We start from the raw sequence: 14619 nt of genomic DNA, 5'->3' as shown, positions 1-14619 counted from the left end.
AGTATTTCAAAAGTTTGAGAAATCTAAGAAGTTGAGATAGAAAAGAGGAGAAATAAATATGCAGACAGGAAAAGCAATTTCAGTTCCGGCAATTCTGAAAGTCGGAAATGGCACGTTAAATCAACTGGGAAGTTATTTAAAGGGAGAAGGTCTAAAGCAGGTAGTTATTTTCCTTGGAAATGGTTTGATTGATATGTTTGGTGAGACTGTAATGGAATCACTGAAAAAAGAAGAAATTACAGTATTGGAGTATAGCGAACTGGATACCGTTGATATTGATGATATTATAACGCTTGCATTTTCCATGCCGAATAAAACGCAGGCAGTTATTTCAATTGGTGGCGGAAAAGTAATCGATGCCGGAAAATATGCCGCATTTTTAAGAAATATTCCATTTATCAGCGTACCGACCTCCAGCTCCAGTGATGGATTTTCTAGTGCCAGCGCCTCCCTTCTGGTGCATGGCAAGAGAACTTCGGTTCCGGCAAAACTGGCTTATGGCATTGTGGTGGATACGCAGATTATCCGCACGGCACCGGAGAAATTTATTTATTCCGGTATCGGAGATATGATTTCAAAAATCACAGCATTATATGACTGGATTTATGAGGAAAAATGTGGTTACTCTACGGTAAATGATTTTGCGGTTATGATAGCGAAGAAAGCGGTGAACAGTTTTGTCCGGACTCCATATCAGAGCATAAAGGATGAATTGTTTTTAAAAGAACTGGTGGATTCTCTAGCCATGAGCGGAATTGCCAATGAAATAGCCGGAAGCAGCGCACCGACCAGTGGAAGCGAGCATTTGATTTCCCACGCACTGGACAAATTATTGGAAGCACCACAGTTACACGGTATTCAGGTCGGCATTGCAACCTATATCATGAGCAAGGTGCACAATCACAGATATGTGCGGGTACAGACCGTATTGGAAGAGACCGGATTTTTTGATTTTGCAGCAACACTTCAGGTGAAAAAGAGCGATTTCCTTGCGGCAATTGATTTGGCACCGTCTATTAAGCCATTCCGTCACACTTACCTTCACGAAGAAAAATACCGGGAAGAAGCAAAGCGTCTGGTGAGAGAAGATGAAATCTTAAATCGTATATTGGTTGACTGACATTCATAAGGAACTGCCGGGCATCCGTAAGAAGCTGCCGGTGTATGTATAAAAGAAACAATTTTTGCCATACTAAAATAAAAACAAAAATTACAGGGAAGGTTTTAGCATGGCAAAAAGTGAATCAGAAAAAGATATACGGCAAAAAAATGAAAATCTGAATAAAACAGTACAGGAGCAGGATGTTGCGGAAAGAAACCAGGCATATAACGAATATGTAAAGCAGGTAACACCAACGCATAATCTTGCCCTGAAAATGTTAAAAGCATTTGTGACCGGCGGAATTATTTGTTGTATTGGCCAGGTGATTTTAAATATTGCACAGAACGCAGGACTGGATAAAGATACTTCCGGCGGCTGGTGCAGTATGATCCTTGTCCTCATGAGCGTAATTCTTACCGGTCTTAATATTTATCCATCAATTGCAAAATTTGGCGGGGCAGGAGCCCTCGTTCCAATCACCGGATTTGCCAATTCAGTGGCGGCTCCTGCCATCGAATTCAAAAAGGAAGGTCAGGTCTTTGGGATTGGCTGCAAAATTTTTACCATTGCGGGTCCGGTAATCCTTTATGGAATCTTTACAAGCTGGCTACTTGGGGTCATATACTGGATATATCAGCTGATAGCGAGGTAGATGGGAAGGGTGTGAGCCACAGTCGAAAATCAGATACAGCAGTGAAACAAAGTTGTGGCAGCGATCCCAGCCGTGCCCAGAGGCAGATTGGGCAAAATCATTGTGAAACAAGAGAATTTTGCCCAAAAGGAGAAGAAAAGAGAGACTTCACCAAGGAAGAGGAGCCGTGTTCGGTGGTAGATTGGGCAAAATCATTGTGAAATAAGAGTGTTTTGCCCAAAAGAAGTAGAAAAGCAAGATTTTATCAAGGAAGAGGAGCCGTGTCCCGCGGTAAATTGGGCAAAATCATTGTGAAATAAGAGTGTTTTGCCCAAAAGAAGTAGAAAAGCAAGACTTTATCAAGGAAGAGGAGCCGTGTCCTGTGGTAAATTGGGCAAAAATGTTGAGAAACAAGAGAATTTTGCCCAAAAGAAGAAGAAAAACAAATTTACAAAGTCAGCTTCCCGCTAATCCCCAAAATAGTAATGAATTAATTGCTCGGCATAAGCAGAATCAAAGGGATGCTCACTTGTTTCATAAGTAGTAATTAATTGAATGGATGGGATAATGTTATGTGCGGTGTAAAGCTGAAGCTTGGAAAAGACATTCTTTCGATAAGAAGGAAAATCCATCAGACCAAAATGCTCCCAGTAATAAAATGCTCCTGTTTTAGGATGACGAAGCGTGAAATCAGGGTGCAGGGTAGTTTCGCCTAAACACAGTGCACATTCATAACGAAAAGGAATACGATTATGTGAGAGCAGTGTTGCAATCAGTGCTTCTGATTTGGAACGGACCATCAGACCGGAAGCAGATTTGTGAATCCGTTGTTCCGGGTATTTGATATTGTATTCAAAATCAGCATTCATCCATTGATTTAATTCTGTGGAAATGGGTTGGAGGACAGTGTGAAATAATTCACAATAGGGAGAAGATTCTTGAAAAAGAGTTTCAATTTTAGAAGGATGTGAGGCAAGGGTGTCAATACAGGTGCGGATTGTCTGTCGCTCAAAAGAGAGGGACTGCAGTTTTAGTTCTAAATATTTTTTCCGGGCCATGACTTGAGCAAAATTTTTCTCTTTCTTGGGAATATAAAACTGTTGGGATAGAAGTTGATGATACCACTTGGTATAGTTGCCATTGTGGGTACAATAAAGAGTGCCGGGTGGCAGAGTGGAAAGTTCATCCTGAATGGCAGAGATTTGCTCCGTAAGATTCTTATAATGAGATAATAGTTTATTATAGATGTCAGTTTCTCCTTTCTCAAAAAGTTCAATGGAAATATTGAAAAATGTTGAAATTAATTGCTGCCATGGATTTATTACAGCATAACCGTAGATAGAAGTAAAGAAAAGAAACATGAAAAATTTCTGAAAAATACATAAAATGCCAGAACCTGGACATGCTAATCACAAAAAGGAGTGATGACATGTCTGAGGTAAAGGGAAAACAGAGTCTTCGCTTTGCGAAGACTCCTTTTATTTTAAATTCGGCATCGGTGGTCGGAAAGAAAGAAGGAGAAGGACCACTGGGAGAGTATTTTGATGTGATTGGAAATGATGACAAATTTGGATGTGAGTCATGGGAGGAAGCAGAAAGTACCTTGCAGAAGGAAGCAGCAACCCTGGCATTGGGAAAATCTGGGCTTACGCCGGAAGAAATCCGTTATATTTTTGCAGGAGACCTGTTGGGTCAGACTATAGCAACATCCTTTGGACTTCTCGACTTTGAAATTCCGCTGTTTGGTGTGTATGGAGCCTGCTCTACGGCAGGGGAATCCATGTCACTTGGAGCAATGTGCGTGGCGGCAGGATTTGCGGAAAATGTCCTGACGATTACATCCAGTCATTTTGCCAGCGCGGAGAAACAGTTCCGATTTCCGTTGGAATATGGGAATCAGCGTCCCATGTCGGCTACCTGGACGGTTACCGGAAGTGGTGCCTATGTATTGTCCACCCAACGGACTCATGTAAAAATCAGTGGAATCACCACCGGAAAAATTGTGGACTATGGAATTCATGATTCCTTAAATATGGGAGCAGCGATGGCTCCGGCAGCAGCAGATACCATAGCAGCACATTTTGCGGATTTTGGAAGCAGGCCGGAAGAATATGACCGTATTATAACTGGGGATTTAGGAACTGTCGGACAGGAAATCCTATTTGATTTGCTTAAGAAAAAGGGCTATGACATCGAGAACAATCATTCAGATTGCGGAATCGAAATTTTTGATGCAAAAGAACAGGATACGGATGCTGGCGGAAGTGGCTGTGGCTGCAGTGCTTCTGTTTTATCTGCCTATTATCTGCCAAAGATTATTTCAGGGGAATGGAAAAAGGTGTTATTTGTGCCAACCGGAGCATTGCTTTCCACAGTAAGTTATAACGAAGGGAAAAATGTACCGGGAATTGCCCATGGAGTAATGCTTGAGTATGTGCCGTAACAAAAGCCTGGTAGATAATAAAAAGTAATAATAGTTTTGATAAGAATGATGGAAGAAAGGAAAAGAACACATGGATTATGTAAATGCATTCTGGGTAGGAGGCCTGATATGTGCCCTCTGCCAGATTTTAATGGAAAAGACGAAAATGCAGCCGGGACGGATTATGGTGCTATTGGTATGTTCCGGAGCTGTTTTGGGAGCAACCGGTGTATATCCGCCTTTCGTGGAATTTGCAGGGGCGGGAGCATCGGTGCCATTGTTAGGCTTTGGCAATACGCTGTTTAAGGGAATTAAGGAAGCAGTTGATACCAATGGATTTATCGGAATCTTCATGGGTGGATTTACGGCAACGGCGGTAGGAATCTCTGCTGCATTGGTATTTGCCTATCTGGCATCCCTGATATTTGAACCAAAGATGAGAAAGTAGAAAATCCACACAGAAGATGCATAGAAAAGGATAGGTTGGAAACAATAAACTTGAAATCAATAAAAAGGAGATATTGAACATGAAGAAATTAAGAAAACTGGTGTTGACCATGATGGTAGTGTGCCTCTTTGGCAGCATGGCAGCCTGTGGTAATAGGAATGGAAATGAGGAAAATACCACGGAAAACGGAGCAGGAAGTAACAATACTACCAATAAGAATGACACAGACAATAAGAATAACACAAATGACAAGAATAATCGTGACAATACCACAAACAATGGAGATAATGGCGACGGTGTGGTAAATGATGTGACAGATGGAGTAGTAGATGGCGCAGAAGATATTGTAGATGGTGTAGATGATGCAGTAGATGATGCCGGAACCGGAATTAAAGATGCTGTGGATGATGCGACAACTGGAACCAATGGAAATGGTAATAATAATGCAAAAACAGCAAGATAGTTTTGAATAAAGATTTTTAAATGCAAAAAACAGGATTGAAAACTCAATGAAAAGTTTTCAATCCTGTTTTGTATAATATGAGTACCACGATGGCTCATATAAAATTGTTTCTCTTGGTGAAAAATTTATTTGTCATCAATACTGTAGTTTGGTGCTTCTTTTGTGATATGAATGTCATGTGGATGACTTTCCTTTAAGGAAGCAGCAGTAATCTTAACGAAACGGCCTCTTTCCTGTAATTCTGGAATAGTAGGACATCCGCAGTAACCCATACCGGAACGGATACCACCGATTAACTGGAATACGGTATCTTCAAGGCTTCCCTTGTAAGCCACACGTCCTTCAACACCTTCCGGAACAAGCTTCTTAGCACCTTCCTGGAAGTAACGGTCTTTGCTTCCGTTTTCCATAGCTGCAAGAGAACCCATACCACGGTAAACTTTGTATTTTCTTCCCTGATATAATTCGAAGGTTCCAGGAGCTTCGTCACATCCTGCGAACATACTTCCCATCATACATACATTACCGCCGGCAGCTAAAGCCTTGGTCATGTCTCCGGAGTACTTGATACCACCATCGGCGATGATTGGAATACCATATTCTTTTGCAACTGCAAAGGCATCCATGACAGCAGTAATCTGAGGAACACCAATACCTGCAACCACACGGGTAGTACAGATAGAACCAGGTCCGATACCAACCTTAACAGCATCAGCACCAGCTTCAATTAAAGACCTGGTTGCTTCACCGGTTGCTACGTTACCTGCGATAACCTGAAGATCAGGATAAGCAGCTTTGATTTTCTTAACTGCATTTAAGATATTTAAGGAATGTCCATGTGCGGAATCTACAACGATTACATCGACATGGGATTTTACCAGTGCATCGATACGGTCCATCATGTTAGCAGTAATACCAACAGCAGCACCACAAAGCAGTCTGCCCTGGTCATCCTTTGCGGATAATGGATATTTAATCTGTTTTTCAATATCTTTGATTGTGATAAGGCCTTTTAAGTGAAAATCTTTATCAACAATTGGAAGCTTTTCTTTTCTTGCCTTAGCGAGAATTTTTTTCGCTTCGTCTAATGTGATTCCTTCCGGAGCAGTAATAAGACCTTCGGAAGTCATGCTTTCTTTAATTTTCTTTGTATAATCTGTTTCGAATTTCAAATCACGATTGGTGATAATGCCGACTAATTTTCCGTTTTCTGTAATAGGAACTCCGGAAATGCGGAAGTTGTGCATTAAATCTTCTGCGTCAGCTAATGTATGATCTGGGGATAAGAAAAATGGGTCTGTGATAACTCCATTTTCGGAACGTTTTACCTTGTCCACTTCCTCCGCCTGAGCCTCGATAGACATGTTTTTGTGGATGATTCCGATACCACCCTGTCTTGCCATAGCTATTGCCATGCGATGTTCAGTTACTGTGTCCATTCCAGCACTCATCATTGGAATGTTCAATTTGATTTTCTTAGTCAGGTAAGTGGTAAGATCAATCATATTAGGAGTAACTTCCGAATATGCAGGAACCAGCAAAACATCATCAAATGTAATTCCTTCACCGATAATTTTACCCATTTTCTCGTTTCCTCTCTTTCTTATTAAAAAGTGTGTAATATAATAAAGCCTTTAATTTCTCAATTCTAGCAAAAAAATAATATACTGTCAATTGTTAAAACAACTATTCCATTTTATACAAAAATATGTTATTCTTTTAGACGGACAACGGGGTCAACCAAGGGTGAACGTTGTCCTTTTTTCAAACAGAGGGGGAAAAAGGATGGAATTTCGACCGTGCATAGACATCCATAATGGCAAGGTCAAGCAGATTGTAGGCGGAAGTCTTAAGGATGAAGGAAATCAGGCAAAAGAGAATTTTGTGGCGGAACAGGATGCCGCTTATTTTGCAGAATTTTATAAAAAAGATAAGATTCGTGGCGGACATATCATTCTGCTGAATCCGTCAGACAGTTCTTATTATAAAGAAACGAAACGTCAGGCACTGCTTGCGCTTCACACATATCCGGGCGGTATGCAGGTTGGCGGCGGCATTCATGCAGAGAATGCCAAAGAATTTATCGAGGCAGGAGCCAGTCATGTAATTGTGACATCCTATGTATTTAAGGATGGAAAAGTAAATTATAATAATCTGGAGAAAATTCTTGCAGCAGTAGGAAAAGAGCATCTGGTTCTGGATTTGAGCTGCCGGAAAAAAGATGGCGACTACTATATAGTGACAGACCGCTGGCAGAAATTTACCGAAGAGAAAATCACGCCGGAGTTATTAGATAAATTAAAGGAATATGCGGATGAATTTTTAGTACATGCAGTAGATGTAGAGGGAAAAGCATCCGGCATTGAAGTCCCACTGGCAGAAATGTTAGGAGACTGGGGCAGAATTCCAATTACATATGCCGGAGGAGTCGGCAGTTTTGAAGATTTAAAGCAGTTAAAAGAACATGGAAAAGGCAGGCTTAATGTGACGATAGGCAGTGCATTAGACCTGTTTGGCGGCAGAATGGCATATAAAGAGGTTCTGCAGTATATAAATCAAGTATAAGGAAAAGGAGAGCGGCAGTATGAAGTATACAAAACAGGATATTATCCGTATGGCAGATGAAGAAGATGTGGAATTTATCCGGCTTCAGTTTACGGATATGTTTGGAACCTTAAAAAATGTGGCAATCACACGAAGTCAGTTAGAGAAGGCACTGAATAATCAGTGTATGTTTGACGGCTCATCCATAGAAGGCTTTGTCCGGATTGAGGAGTCCGATATGTATCTCTACCCGGATTTAGATACATTTACTATTTTCCCATGGAGACCACAGCAGGGAAAAGTTGCAAGAATTATCTGTGACGTTTATTGTGCAGACGGAACACCTTTCGAAGGAGATCCAAGATACGTATTGCGGAAAGAGATTGCGCGTGCAGCAAAGATGGGCTATACCTTTGAGGTAGGACCAGAGTGTGAATTTTTCTTATTTCATACCGATGACAATGGCCAGCCCACAACCGTTTCCCATGAGAAAGCAGGATACTTTGACTTAGGACCGGTAGACTTAGGTGAAAATGCAAGACGTGATATGGTGCTGACCTTAGAGGATATGGGATTTGAAATCGAGGCATCCCATCATGAAGTAGCACCGGCACAGCATGAAATTGATTTCCGTTATGATGAAGCATTGGCAACAGCCGATAAGATTATGACTTTTAAACTGGCAGTTAAGACCATTGCAAAGCGTCATGGCTTATTTGCAAGCTTTATGCCAAAGCCAAAATATGGAATCAACGGTTCCGGCATGCATATTAATATGTCACTTTCCCAGAATGGAAAAAATATATTTGATGACCCATCCGGTGAACTTGGTTTGAGCAAAGAAGCATATTATTTCATTGGCGGAATAATGAAACATATGAAAGGTATGTCCGCTATCACCAACCCACTGGTAAATTCCTATAAGAGACTGGTTCCGGGCTATGAAGCACCGATTTACATTGCATGGTCTGCAACGAACCGCAGTCCGCTGATTCGTATTCCGGCATCCAGAGGGGCAGGAACCAGGGTGGAATTAAGATGTCCGGACCCGGCAGCCAATCCATATCTGGCATTGGCAGTATGCCTTGCAGCAGGCTTAGATGGAATTGAAAATAAGATTATGCCACCGGAAGAGGTAAGAGAAAATGTATTTGAAATGAGACTTTCCAGGAAAGCGGAAAAGGGTATTGAATCACTTCCGGGAGATTTAATGGAAGCAATCGAAGAGTTCGAACACGATGATTATATCAAAGGGGTTTTAGGACCACATATTACAGAGAAATATGCAGAAGCCAAGAAGGCTGAGTGGGCGGACTACAGAGCCCAGGTGACACAGTGGGAGATTGATGAGTATCTGTATAAGATTTAGTTGATGTAAGAAAATGCTACAGGAGATAAGAACTTGATTAATGTTATTGTTGCATTCCCTAAGATAGAAAATGCCAAAAGTATAAAAAATATACTTGTGCGCAGTGGATTTCATGTAGATGCAGCAGTCACAACAGGGGCTCAGGCATTGCAGTATGCGAATTCGTTAGATGGAGGTATATTGGTCTGCAGTCCAAGATTTGTGGACATGATGTATACAGAACTGCATGAATATATTCCTGCTACATTTCAGATGCTTCTTGTTGCTTCGCCGGATATCTGTAATGAGCATGAAGTTGCTGATATTATGTGCCTTTCCATGCCGCTTAAAGTGCACGAACTGATACAGACGGTAGAGACCATGTCTTATACTATTACCAGAATGCGTAAGAAACGGCGTACGGAACCGAAGGTACGAAGCGAAGAGGAAAAACGCATGTTACAGGATGCTAAAGAACTTCTGATGATACGAAATAACATGAGTGAAGAAGAAGCACACCGGTATATCCAGAAACGGAGTATGGATAATGGAACCGGACTCATCGAGACGGCACAGATGATTTTGAGCCTTATGCATGCATAAGTATGAAAAATAGGTTAAATATAGTAGATTATTTAGAGAGAAGAAAAGGAGATATTATGTATCAGATTAATGAAAACTACCAGAAATTACCAGGAAGCTATTTATTCAGTACCATTGCCAAAAAGGTAAATGCATTTACCCAGGCAAATCCGGATAAGAATATCATCCGTCTTGGAATCGGGGATGTCACCCAGCCAATCGCTCCGGCAATTATTGAGGCTTTACATAAGGCAGTTGATGAGATGGCAGATCCTGCAACCTTCCATGGATATGCACCGGATTTGGGATATGATTTCCTGCGTAATGCTATTGTAAAAAATGATTATCAGGCAAGAGGATGTGCAATCGAAGCAGATGAAATTTTCGTATCCGATGGAGCAAAGAGTGATTCTGGAAATATTCAGGAATTATTCGGACCGGATGTAAGAATTGCTGTATGTGACCCGGTATACCCGGTATATGTGGATTCCAATGTTATGGCTGGAAGAACCGGTACATATAACCCGGATACCCAGATGTGGAGCAATGTAATTTATATGCCATGTACCAGAGAAAATAATTTCGTGCCGGAATTCCCGAAGGAGACACCGGATGTAATCTATCTGTGCCTGCCAAATAATCCAACCGGAACAACCATCACCAAAGCACAGTTACAGGAATGGGTAGATTATGCCAATAAAGAAGGCGCACTGATTATCTATGATGGTGCTTATGAAGCATACATTTCAGAAGCAGATGTGGCTCATACCATTTACGAATGTGAAGGAGCACAGACCTGTGCCATCGAGATTAAGAGCTTTTCAAAGAATGCAGGATTTACCGGAGTACGTCTTGGATATACTGTAGTACCAAAGAATTTGAAATGCAATGGCATATCTTTACATGATATGTGGGCAAGACGTCACGGCACCAAATTCAACGGCGCACCTTATATCGTACAGCGTGCCGGTGAAGCAGTATATTCCGAAGCTGGAAAAGCACAGTTGAAAGAACAGGTTGCATATTACATGAAAAATGCAAGCGTAATCAAAAACGGTCTTAAAGAAGCAGGCTTCGAAGTATTCGGTGGCGTAAATGCACCATATATCTGGTTAAAGACACCGGAGCAGATGACATCCTGGGATTTCTTTGATTACCTCTTAGAAAATGCCAATGTAGTAGGAACACCGGGATCCGGATTCGGACCAAGCGGAGAAGGATACTTCAGACTGACAGCATTCGGAACATATGAGAATTCAGTTGCAGCATTAGAGAGAATTAAGGCATTATAAGTCAGTATCATAAGGATATACGAAAATATAGAAGGGACAGCGATTTTAATTGCTGTCCCTTTTTGGCATCCGATATAACAGGCAATTGGGAAGAAAAATATATTTATTTTAAAAAGTTTGGATATCGAAGAACATCTGGATGATATGTACTGGAATGCCAGCAGTTCTTAAATATTGGTTTTGCTTGATGGTAAACTGTCTTTCCGTTGCTTTGACAGGGGCACTGCACTGTCCGACAACTACGGATGCAACATAAAATCTGCAAGGGGCACTAAGAATTTTGTTATAAATAGTATCTGTTCCGGCAACCGGCGCAAATTCACATCCATGTTCAAATGCGCCTCGCTGGCACTTCCCTGTGCCAGCGTTGCCGGATAACAGACGAAATTCTAAGTGCCCCTAACAGACCTTATCATGCATCCGTAGTTGACGAACAATACAGTGCCTTTGTCAAACATTGGAAAGACAGTTTACCATCAAGCAATACGGATATTTTGACAATGAGAAAAGAGAATATGTAATTGACCGGGTGGATTTGCCGGCATCCTGGACAAACTACCTTGGCGTAAAAGATACCTGTGTGGTCGTAAATCATACAGCGGGGGCTATATGTTTTACAAGACACCGGAGTATCATCGTGTAACAAGATTCCGGGCGAATGGAGTTCCAATGGATCGTCCGGGACATTATGTATATATCCGCGATGAAGAAGACGGAGATTACTGGAGTGTTTCCTGGCAGCCGGTTGGCAAATCACTGGATGAAGCAAAATATACCTGCCGTCATGGAATGAGTTATTCCAAATACAGCTGTGATTACAAAGGAATTGCAGCAGAGCAGACCTTAGTTGTTAAGATAAAATTTTACCCGAAGATGTACGAATGGCACATGAAATGACAGAAAGGTTAAAAATTTTATCAAAGTATTCTTTTCCTGAAAAACCTTCTTATGGAAGTAATAAATGCGACAAACGGAAACATTATTTTAGCATCAACCATATTTGGAAACACACCAAAGGTTGCAGAAAAGAATTATTATGTAGGAACAAATTTAGCGGTTGCAAAACAGGCATTAAATGAAAGACATTTTCTTAACCAAAAATAGCGAAAATCTGGTTAAGAAAGCAAGAATTTAAGAATTAGAAAAATGCTGTAAACCCGCATAAATAAAGGCTTACAGCATCCAAAAAAAATAGAGCGATAGACGGGGCTCGAACCCGCGGTCTCGACCTTGGCAAGGTCGCGCGTTACCAACTACGCCACTATCGCATTTGTGCTGAACACGAAACTTACTATACTATAAGAAAAAGGGTTTGTCAAGTGTAATATTAGAAAAGTTTTCACATAAAATACAATAAGCAAGAAAGCAGGAGGACTCCCTTGAGTGCAAAGACAAAGATTGTAGTGCTTCATATGAAGGAACTGATTTACACAGGAATTTTTGCGGTACTTGGAATATTACTGGTATTATTGTTGGTCTATATGTTTTCTCCGGATAAAGATGAGGAGAGCCGGGAGACCATGAAATATGTGGCAGGGGTATATACGTCTTCCATCATATTTAATGATAAAACCGTGGATGTGGAGGTTGTGGTGGATGAGAATAAAATCAATTCCATTTCGCTGGTAAATCTCGATGAAACTGTAACCGCAATGTATCCGTTGATGCAGCCGGCACTGGATAATTTGAAAGAACAGATATATGAAAATCAGTCAACGGATAATCTCAGCTATTCCGATGATAACCAGTATACGTCCATGGTGCTGATTCACGCCATTGATGATGCCCTGGAAAAAGCAGCGGCTGCCCCGGAGACAGAGGCGGAGTAACAGTATAAAATGATACGACAGAAATAGCAAAAGGAAAACAAGAAAAAGGCTTGTCAGTGCCGGGACCAAAAAGCTATAATAATGGAATGGAGAATACAATACAATATGAACTGACACCAAAAAAAGTAAAGAATATTATCATCCGGGTAAAAGCCAATGGCGTAGTAGCAGTAACGATGCCCTATCGCATGAGCAAAAAGAAAGTGGATGCATTTGTGCAGAGCAAGGCGGAGTGGATCCGCATGATGCAAAAGAAGCTTGCAAATCAGCAGAGGATAGATGTGGATGCACTGGAATGGAACCGGCAGAAAGAGCAGTATTTAAGAGATATACTGCTGCAGGAGTATGAACTGTTTCAGGCTTATCATATTTCTATGCCAACGGTCAGATTCCGCAGCATGACCAGCCGCTATGGGAGCTGCTGCAAGGCAAAGGCATCCATTACTTTGAATAAAGTACTGGCAGACCTTCCGTTAGAATGCGCAGAATATGTTGCTGCTCATGAACTGGCACACCTGGTAGAAGCAAATCACAGCAGACGATTTTATCAGGTGCTGGATACTGTGATGTCAGATCATAGAATACGAGAAAAGAGGTTGAAAGAATATGCGTTATTCCATGGAAAACGCGAGCATGAAGGTGGAAGTTGAGTCCCTTGGGGCAGAACTGAAATCTGTGCTTGGAAAGAAAAGTAACATTGAGTACATGTGGTGCAGCAATCCGGAGTATTACAAACGGAGTGCACCAAATCTGTTTCCGATTGTTGGAAGCTTAAAAGACGGAGTCTATCATTATCAGGGAAAGACTTACAAGATGGGACAGCACGGTTATGTCCGTGATGTAGAGTGGAAGGTGGAGAAAAAAGATGAAAACACACTCGTTTTTACCCATCAGTCCGATGATACAACAAAAGAAAAATATCCCTTCGATTATGAGATGGAATTAATCTATCATATGAATGGCAACAGACTGGAAATCACATGGAACATTAAGAATACCGGCAAGGAAAAAATGTATTTTTCCTGTGGATTCCATCCATGCTTCTCCTGCCCGGTACATGGCGAAGCGGACAAGAGCGGTTATGGCTATGACATGCATATGAATGGAAATGTCATCTGTCGTGATTTTGACGTAGAATCCGGACTGGCATTAAACAGCAAAAGTGAGCTTAAGTTAGAAAATGGATTTGCAGCATTTACGAAGGATTTCTTTGACAATGGTGCTTATGTGATAGAGAATAACCAGACTCATGAAGTATCTTTGCGTGATCCGGAAGGAAAGAATTACTTAAATGTGTATTTCCCGGAAGCTCCGTTATTTGGACTCTGGTCAGCAGAGAAGAAGAATGCACCATATGCAGCCATTGAACCTTGGTTTGGAAGATGCGATAAAGAGGATTTTAACGGAAGCTTGGAAGAAAGGGAATGGGGACATGCGTTAGCGCAGGGTGCATGCTTTCAGGTAGCATACACCATAGAAATTGCAGGAGAAGATTAATTTTCATGCATTTTCTTATCTTCCGCTAAGAGTTCTTCATGAAGTGCAATGGAATCCCAGTTGATATTGTGCTCCGTGAGAACGGCTTTCAGTCCGATTCTGGTAAGATGAAGCTTTTTTAATTCCACCAGGAAACGGTCTAAAAGAGCATTATCAAAGCCTTTGAATACCAGCATTTCGTCGGTGAAACCATCGCCGGTATAGACCTCTTCTTTCAAAGGGAAGCCATCAATCCCTGCGAGGGCACCTAAAGTCTGGTTATATTGTTCTTTGGTGATAATACGGATTTTTATTTTTAACCGGAGGCAGAGCATTTTTAATGTTCTGCCTTTGCTGTTTTCTAAATTGTAAAATAATATAACTGGATGCATAAGGGAAAACTCCTTTCTAAAAGAGATAGAAAATATCTGCCATTCAGCCATAAAGTATAAGGTTTCCGGGGGAAAATGGCAAGTATAAAA

Annotated in this window: 16 protein-coding genes, 1 tRNA gene and 1 pseudogene; 14 read left to right on the top strand and 4 right to left on the bottom strand. The window is 41.2% G+C overall.

Annotated elements, in window-relative coordinates; all coding sequences use genetic code 11:
• Positions 1-58: 58 nt before the first annotated feature.
• Complete coding sequence (locus tag LKD41_RS02735; RefSeq protein ID WP_227700317.1) at positions 59-1120, top strand: iron-containing alcohol dehydrogenase family protein; 1062 nt, start codon at positions 59-61, stop codon at positions 1118-1120.
• A 109-nt stretch (positions 1121-1229) separates the two neighbouring features.
• Positions 1230-1754, top strand: coding sequence for a SpoVA/SpoVAEb family sporulation membrane protein (locus LKD41_RS02730; protein WP_227700316.1), 525 nt, complete (start codon positions 1230-1232; stop codon positions 1752-1754).
• 446 nt (positions 1755-2200) lie between these two features.
• Here LKD41_RS02730 and LKD41_RS02725 read toward each other — a convergent pair whose 3' ends face one another.
• Positions 2201-3094, bottom strand: a complete 894-nt coding sequence (locus LKD41_RS02725) for a hypothetical protein (protein WP_022244353.1) — start codon at positions 3092-3094, stop codon at positions 2201-2203.
• A gap of 68 nt (positions 3095-3162) precedes the next feature.
• On the opposite strand from LKD41_RS02725, the gene spoVAD reads away from it, so the two are divergent.
• The 3 genes from spoVAD to LKD41_RS02710 all read left to right on the top strand — a co-directional run bounded on the left by spoVAD (position 3163) and on the right by LKD41_RS02710 (position 5066).
• Complete coding sequence (gene spoVAD, locus LKD41_RS02720) at positions 3163-4176, top strand: stage V sporulation protein AD (RefSeq protein ID WP_227700315.1); 1014 nt, start codon at positions 3163-3165, stop codon at positions 4174-4176.
• A gap of 70 nt (positions 4177-4246) precedes the next feature.
• Positions 4247-4603 carry a stage V sporulation protein AE gene (gene spoVAE / locus LKD41_RS02715; protein WP_227700314.1) on the top strand — a complete coding sequence of 119 codons (357 nt, stop codon included), beginning with the start codon at positions 4247-4249 and terminating at the stop codon, positions 4601-4603.
• 79 nt (positions 4604-4682) lie between these two features.
• Entirely contained in the window at positions 4683-5066 is a 384-nt protein-coding gene (locus LKD41_RS02710) for a hypothetical protein (RefSeq protein ID WP_199535639.1), read from the top strand.
• 125 nt (positions 5067-5191) lie between these two features.
• On the opposite strand, the gene guaB is transcribed toward LKD41_RS02710, so the two are convergent.
• Positions 5192-6649, bottom strand: coding sequence for an IMP dehydrogenase (gene guaB, locus LKD41_RS02705; protein WP_022244357.1), 1458 nt, complete (start codon positions 6647-6649; stop codon positions 5192-5194).
• Positions 6650-6851: 202 nt separating this feature from the next.
• On the opposite strand from guaB, the gene hisA reads away from it, so the two are divergent.
• The 6 genes and pseudogenes from hisA to LKD41_RS02675 all read left to right on the top strand — a co-directional run bounded on the left by hisA (position 6852) and on the right by LKD41_RS02675 (position 11936).
• Positions 6852-7631 (top strand): phosphoribosylformimino-5-aminoimidazole carboxamide ribotide isomerase, encoded by a 780-nt coding sequence (gene hisA / locus LKD41_RS02700; protein WP_022244358.1) that lies wholly within the window; start codon positions 6852-6854, stop codon positions 7629-7631.
• A gap of 19 nt (positions 7632-7650) precedes the next feature.
• Complete coding sequence (gene glnA, locus LKD41_RS02695; RefSeq protein WP_227700313.1) at positions 7651-8979, top strand: type I glutamate--ammonia ligase; 1329 nt, start codon at positions 7651-7653, stop codon at positions 8977-8979.
• Between the two features lie 33 nt (positions 8980-9012).
• Positions 9013-9561, top strand: a complete 549-nt coding sequence (locus tag LKD41_RS02690) for an ANTAR domain-containing response regulator (RefSeq protein WP_227700312.1) — start codon at positions 9013-9015, stop codon at positions 9559-9561.
• A gap of 56 nt (positions 9562-9617) precedes the next feature.
• Positions 9618-10832 carry an LL-diaminopimelate aminotransferase gene (locus LKD41_RS02685; RefSeq protein WP_227700427.1) on the top strand — a complete coding sequence of 405 codons (1215 nt, stop codon included), beginning with the start codon at positions 9618-9620 and terminating at the stop codon, positions 10830-10832.
• A 475-nt stretch (positions 10833-11307) separates the two neighbouring features.
• Positions 11308-11690: pseudogene (locus tag LKD41_RS15740) on the top strand (GH36-type glycosyl hydrolase domain-containing protein); the annotation flags it as partial.
• A 90-nt stretch (positions 11691-11780) separates the two neighbouring features.
• Positions 11781-11936, top strand: coding sequence for a hypothetical protein (locus LKD41_RS02675; protein WP_227700311.1), 156 nt, complete (start codon positions 11781-11783; stop codon positions 11934-11936).
• Positions 11937-12027: 91 nt separating this feature from the next.
• Here the strand turns inward: LKD41_RS02675 and LKD41_RS02670 are convergent.
• Positions 12028-12100: transfer RNA gene (locus LKD41_RS02670), tRNA-Gly, on the bottom strand.
• A 111-nt stretch (positions 12101-12211) separates the two neighbouring features.
• On the opposite strand from LKD41_RS02670, the gene LKD41_RS02665 reads away from it, so the two are divergent.
• The 3 genes from LKD41_RS02665 to LKD41_RS02655 are packed head-to-tail and all read left to right on the top strand — an operon-like array spanning position 12212 to position 14158.
• Positions 12212-12661 (top strand): hypothetical protein, encoded by a 450-nt coding sequence (locus LKD41_RS02665; RefSeq protein ID WP_022244363.1) that lies wholly within the window; start codon positions 12212-12214, stop codon positions 12659-12661.
• A 56-nt stretch (positions 12662-12717) separates the two neighbouring features.
• A complete protein-coding gene (locus LKD41_RS02660) occupies positions 12718-13311 on the top strand; it encodes a M48 family metallopeptidase (protein ID WP_227700310.1) in 594 nt (197 codons plus the stop codon).
• Positions 13295-14158, top strand: coding sequence for an aldose 1-epimerase family protein (locus tag LKD41_RS02655; RefSeq protein ID WP_255669419.1), 864 nt, complete (start codon positions 13295-13297; stop codon positions 14156-14158). Before LKD41_RS02660 ends, LKD41_RS02655 begins: the two co-directional genes overlap by 17 nt.
• On the opposite strand, the gene LKD41_RS02650 is transcribed toward LKD41_RS02655, so the two are convergent.
• A complete protein-coding gene (locus tag LKD41_RS02650; protein WP_227700308.1) occupies positions 14155-14529 on the bottom strand; it encodes a DUF3783 domain-containing protein in 375 nt (124 codons plus the stop codon). The genes LKD41_RS02655 and LKD41_RS02650 overlap by 4 nt on opposite strands.
• Between the last annotated feature and the right edge of the window lie 90 nt (positions 14530-14619).

It is taken from the genome of Roseburia sp. CLA-AA-H209 (assembly GCF_020687575.1).
Taxonomy (GTDB): Bacteria; Bacillota; Clostridia; order Lachnospirales; family Lachnospiraceae; genus Roseburia_C; species Roseburia_C amylophila.
This window is presented reverse-complemented; position numbering and strand designations above follow the sequence as displayed.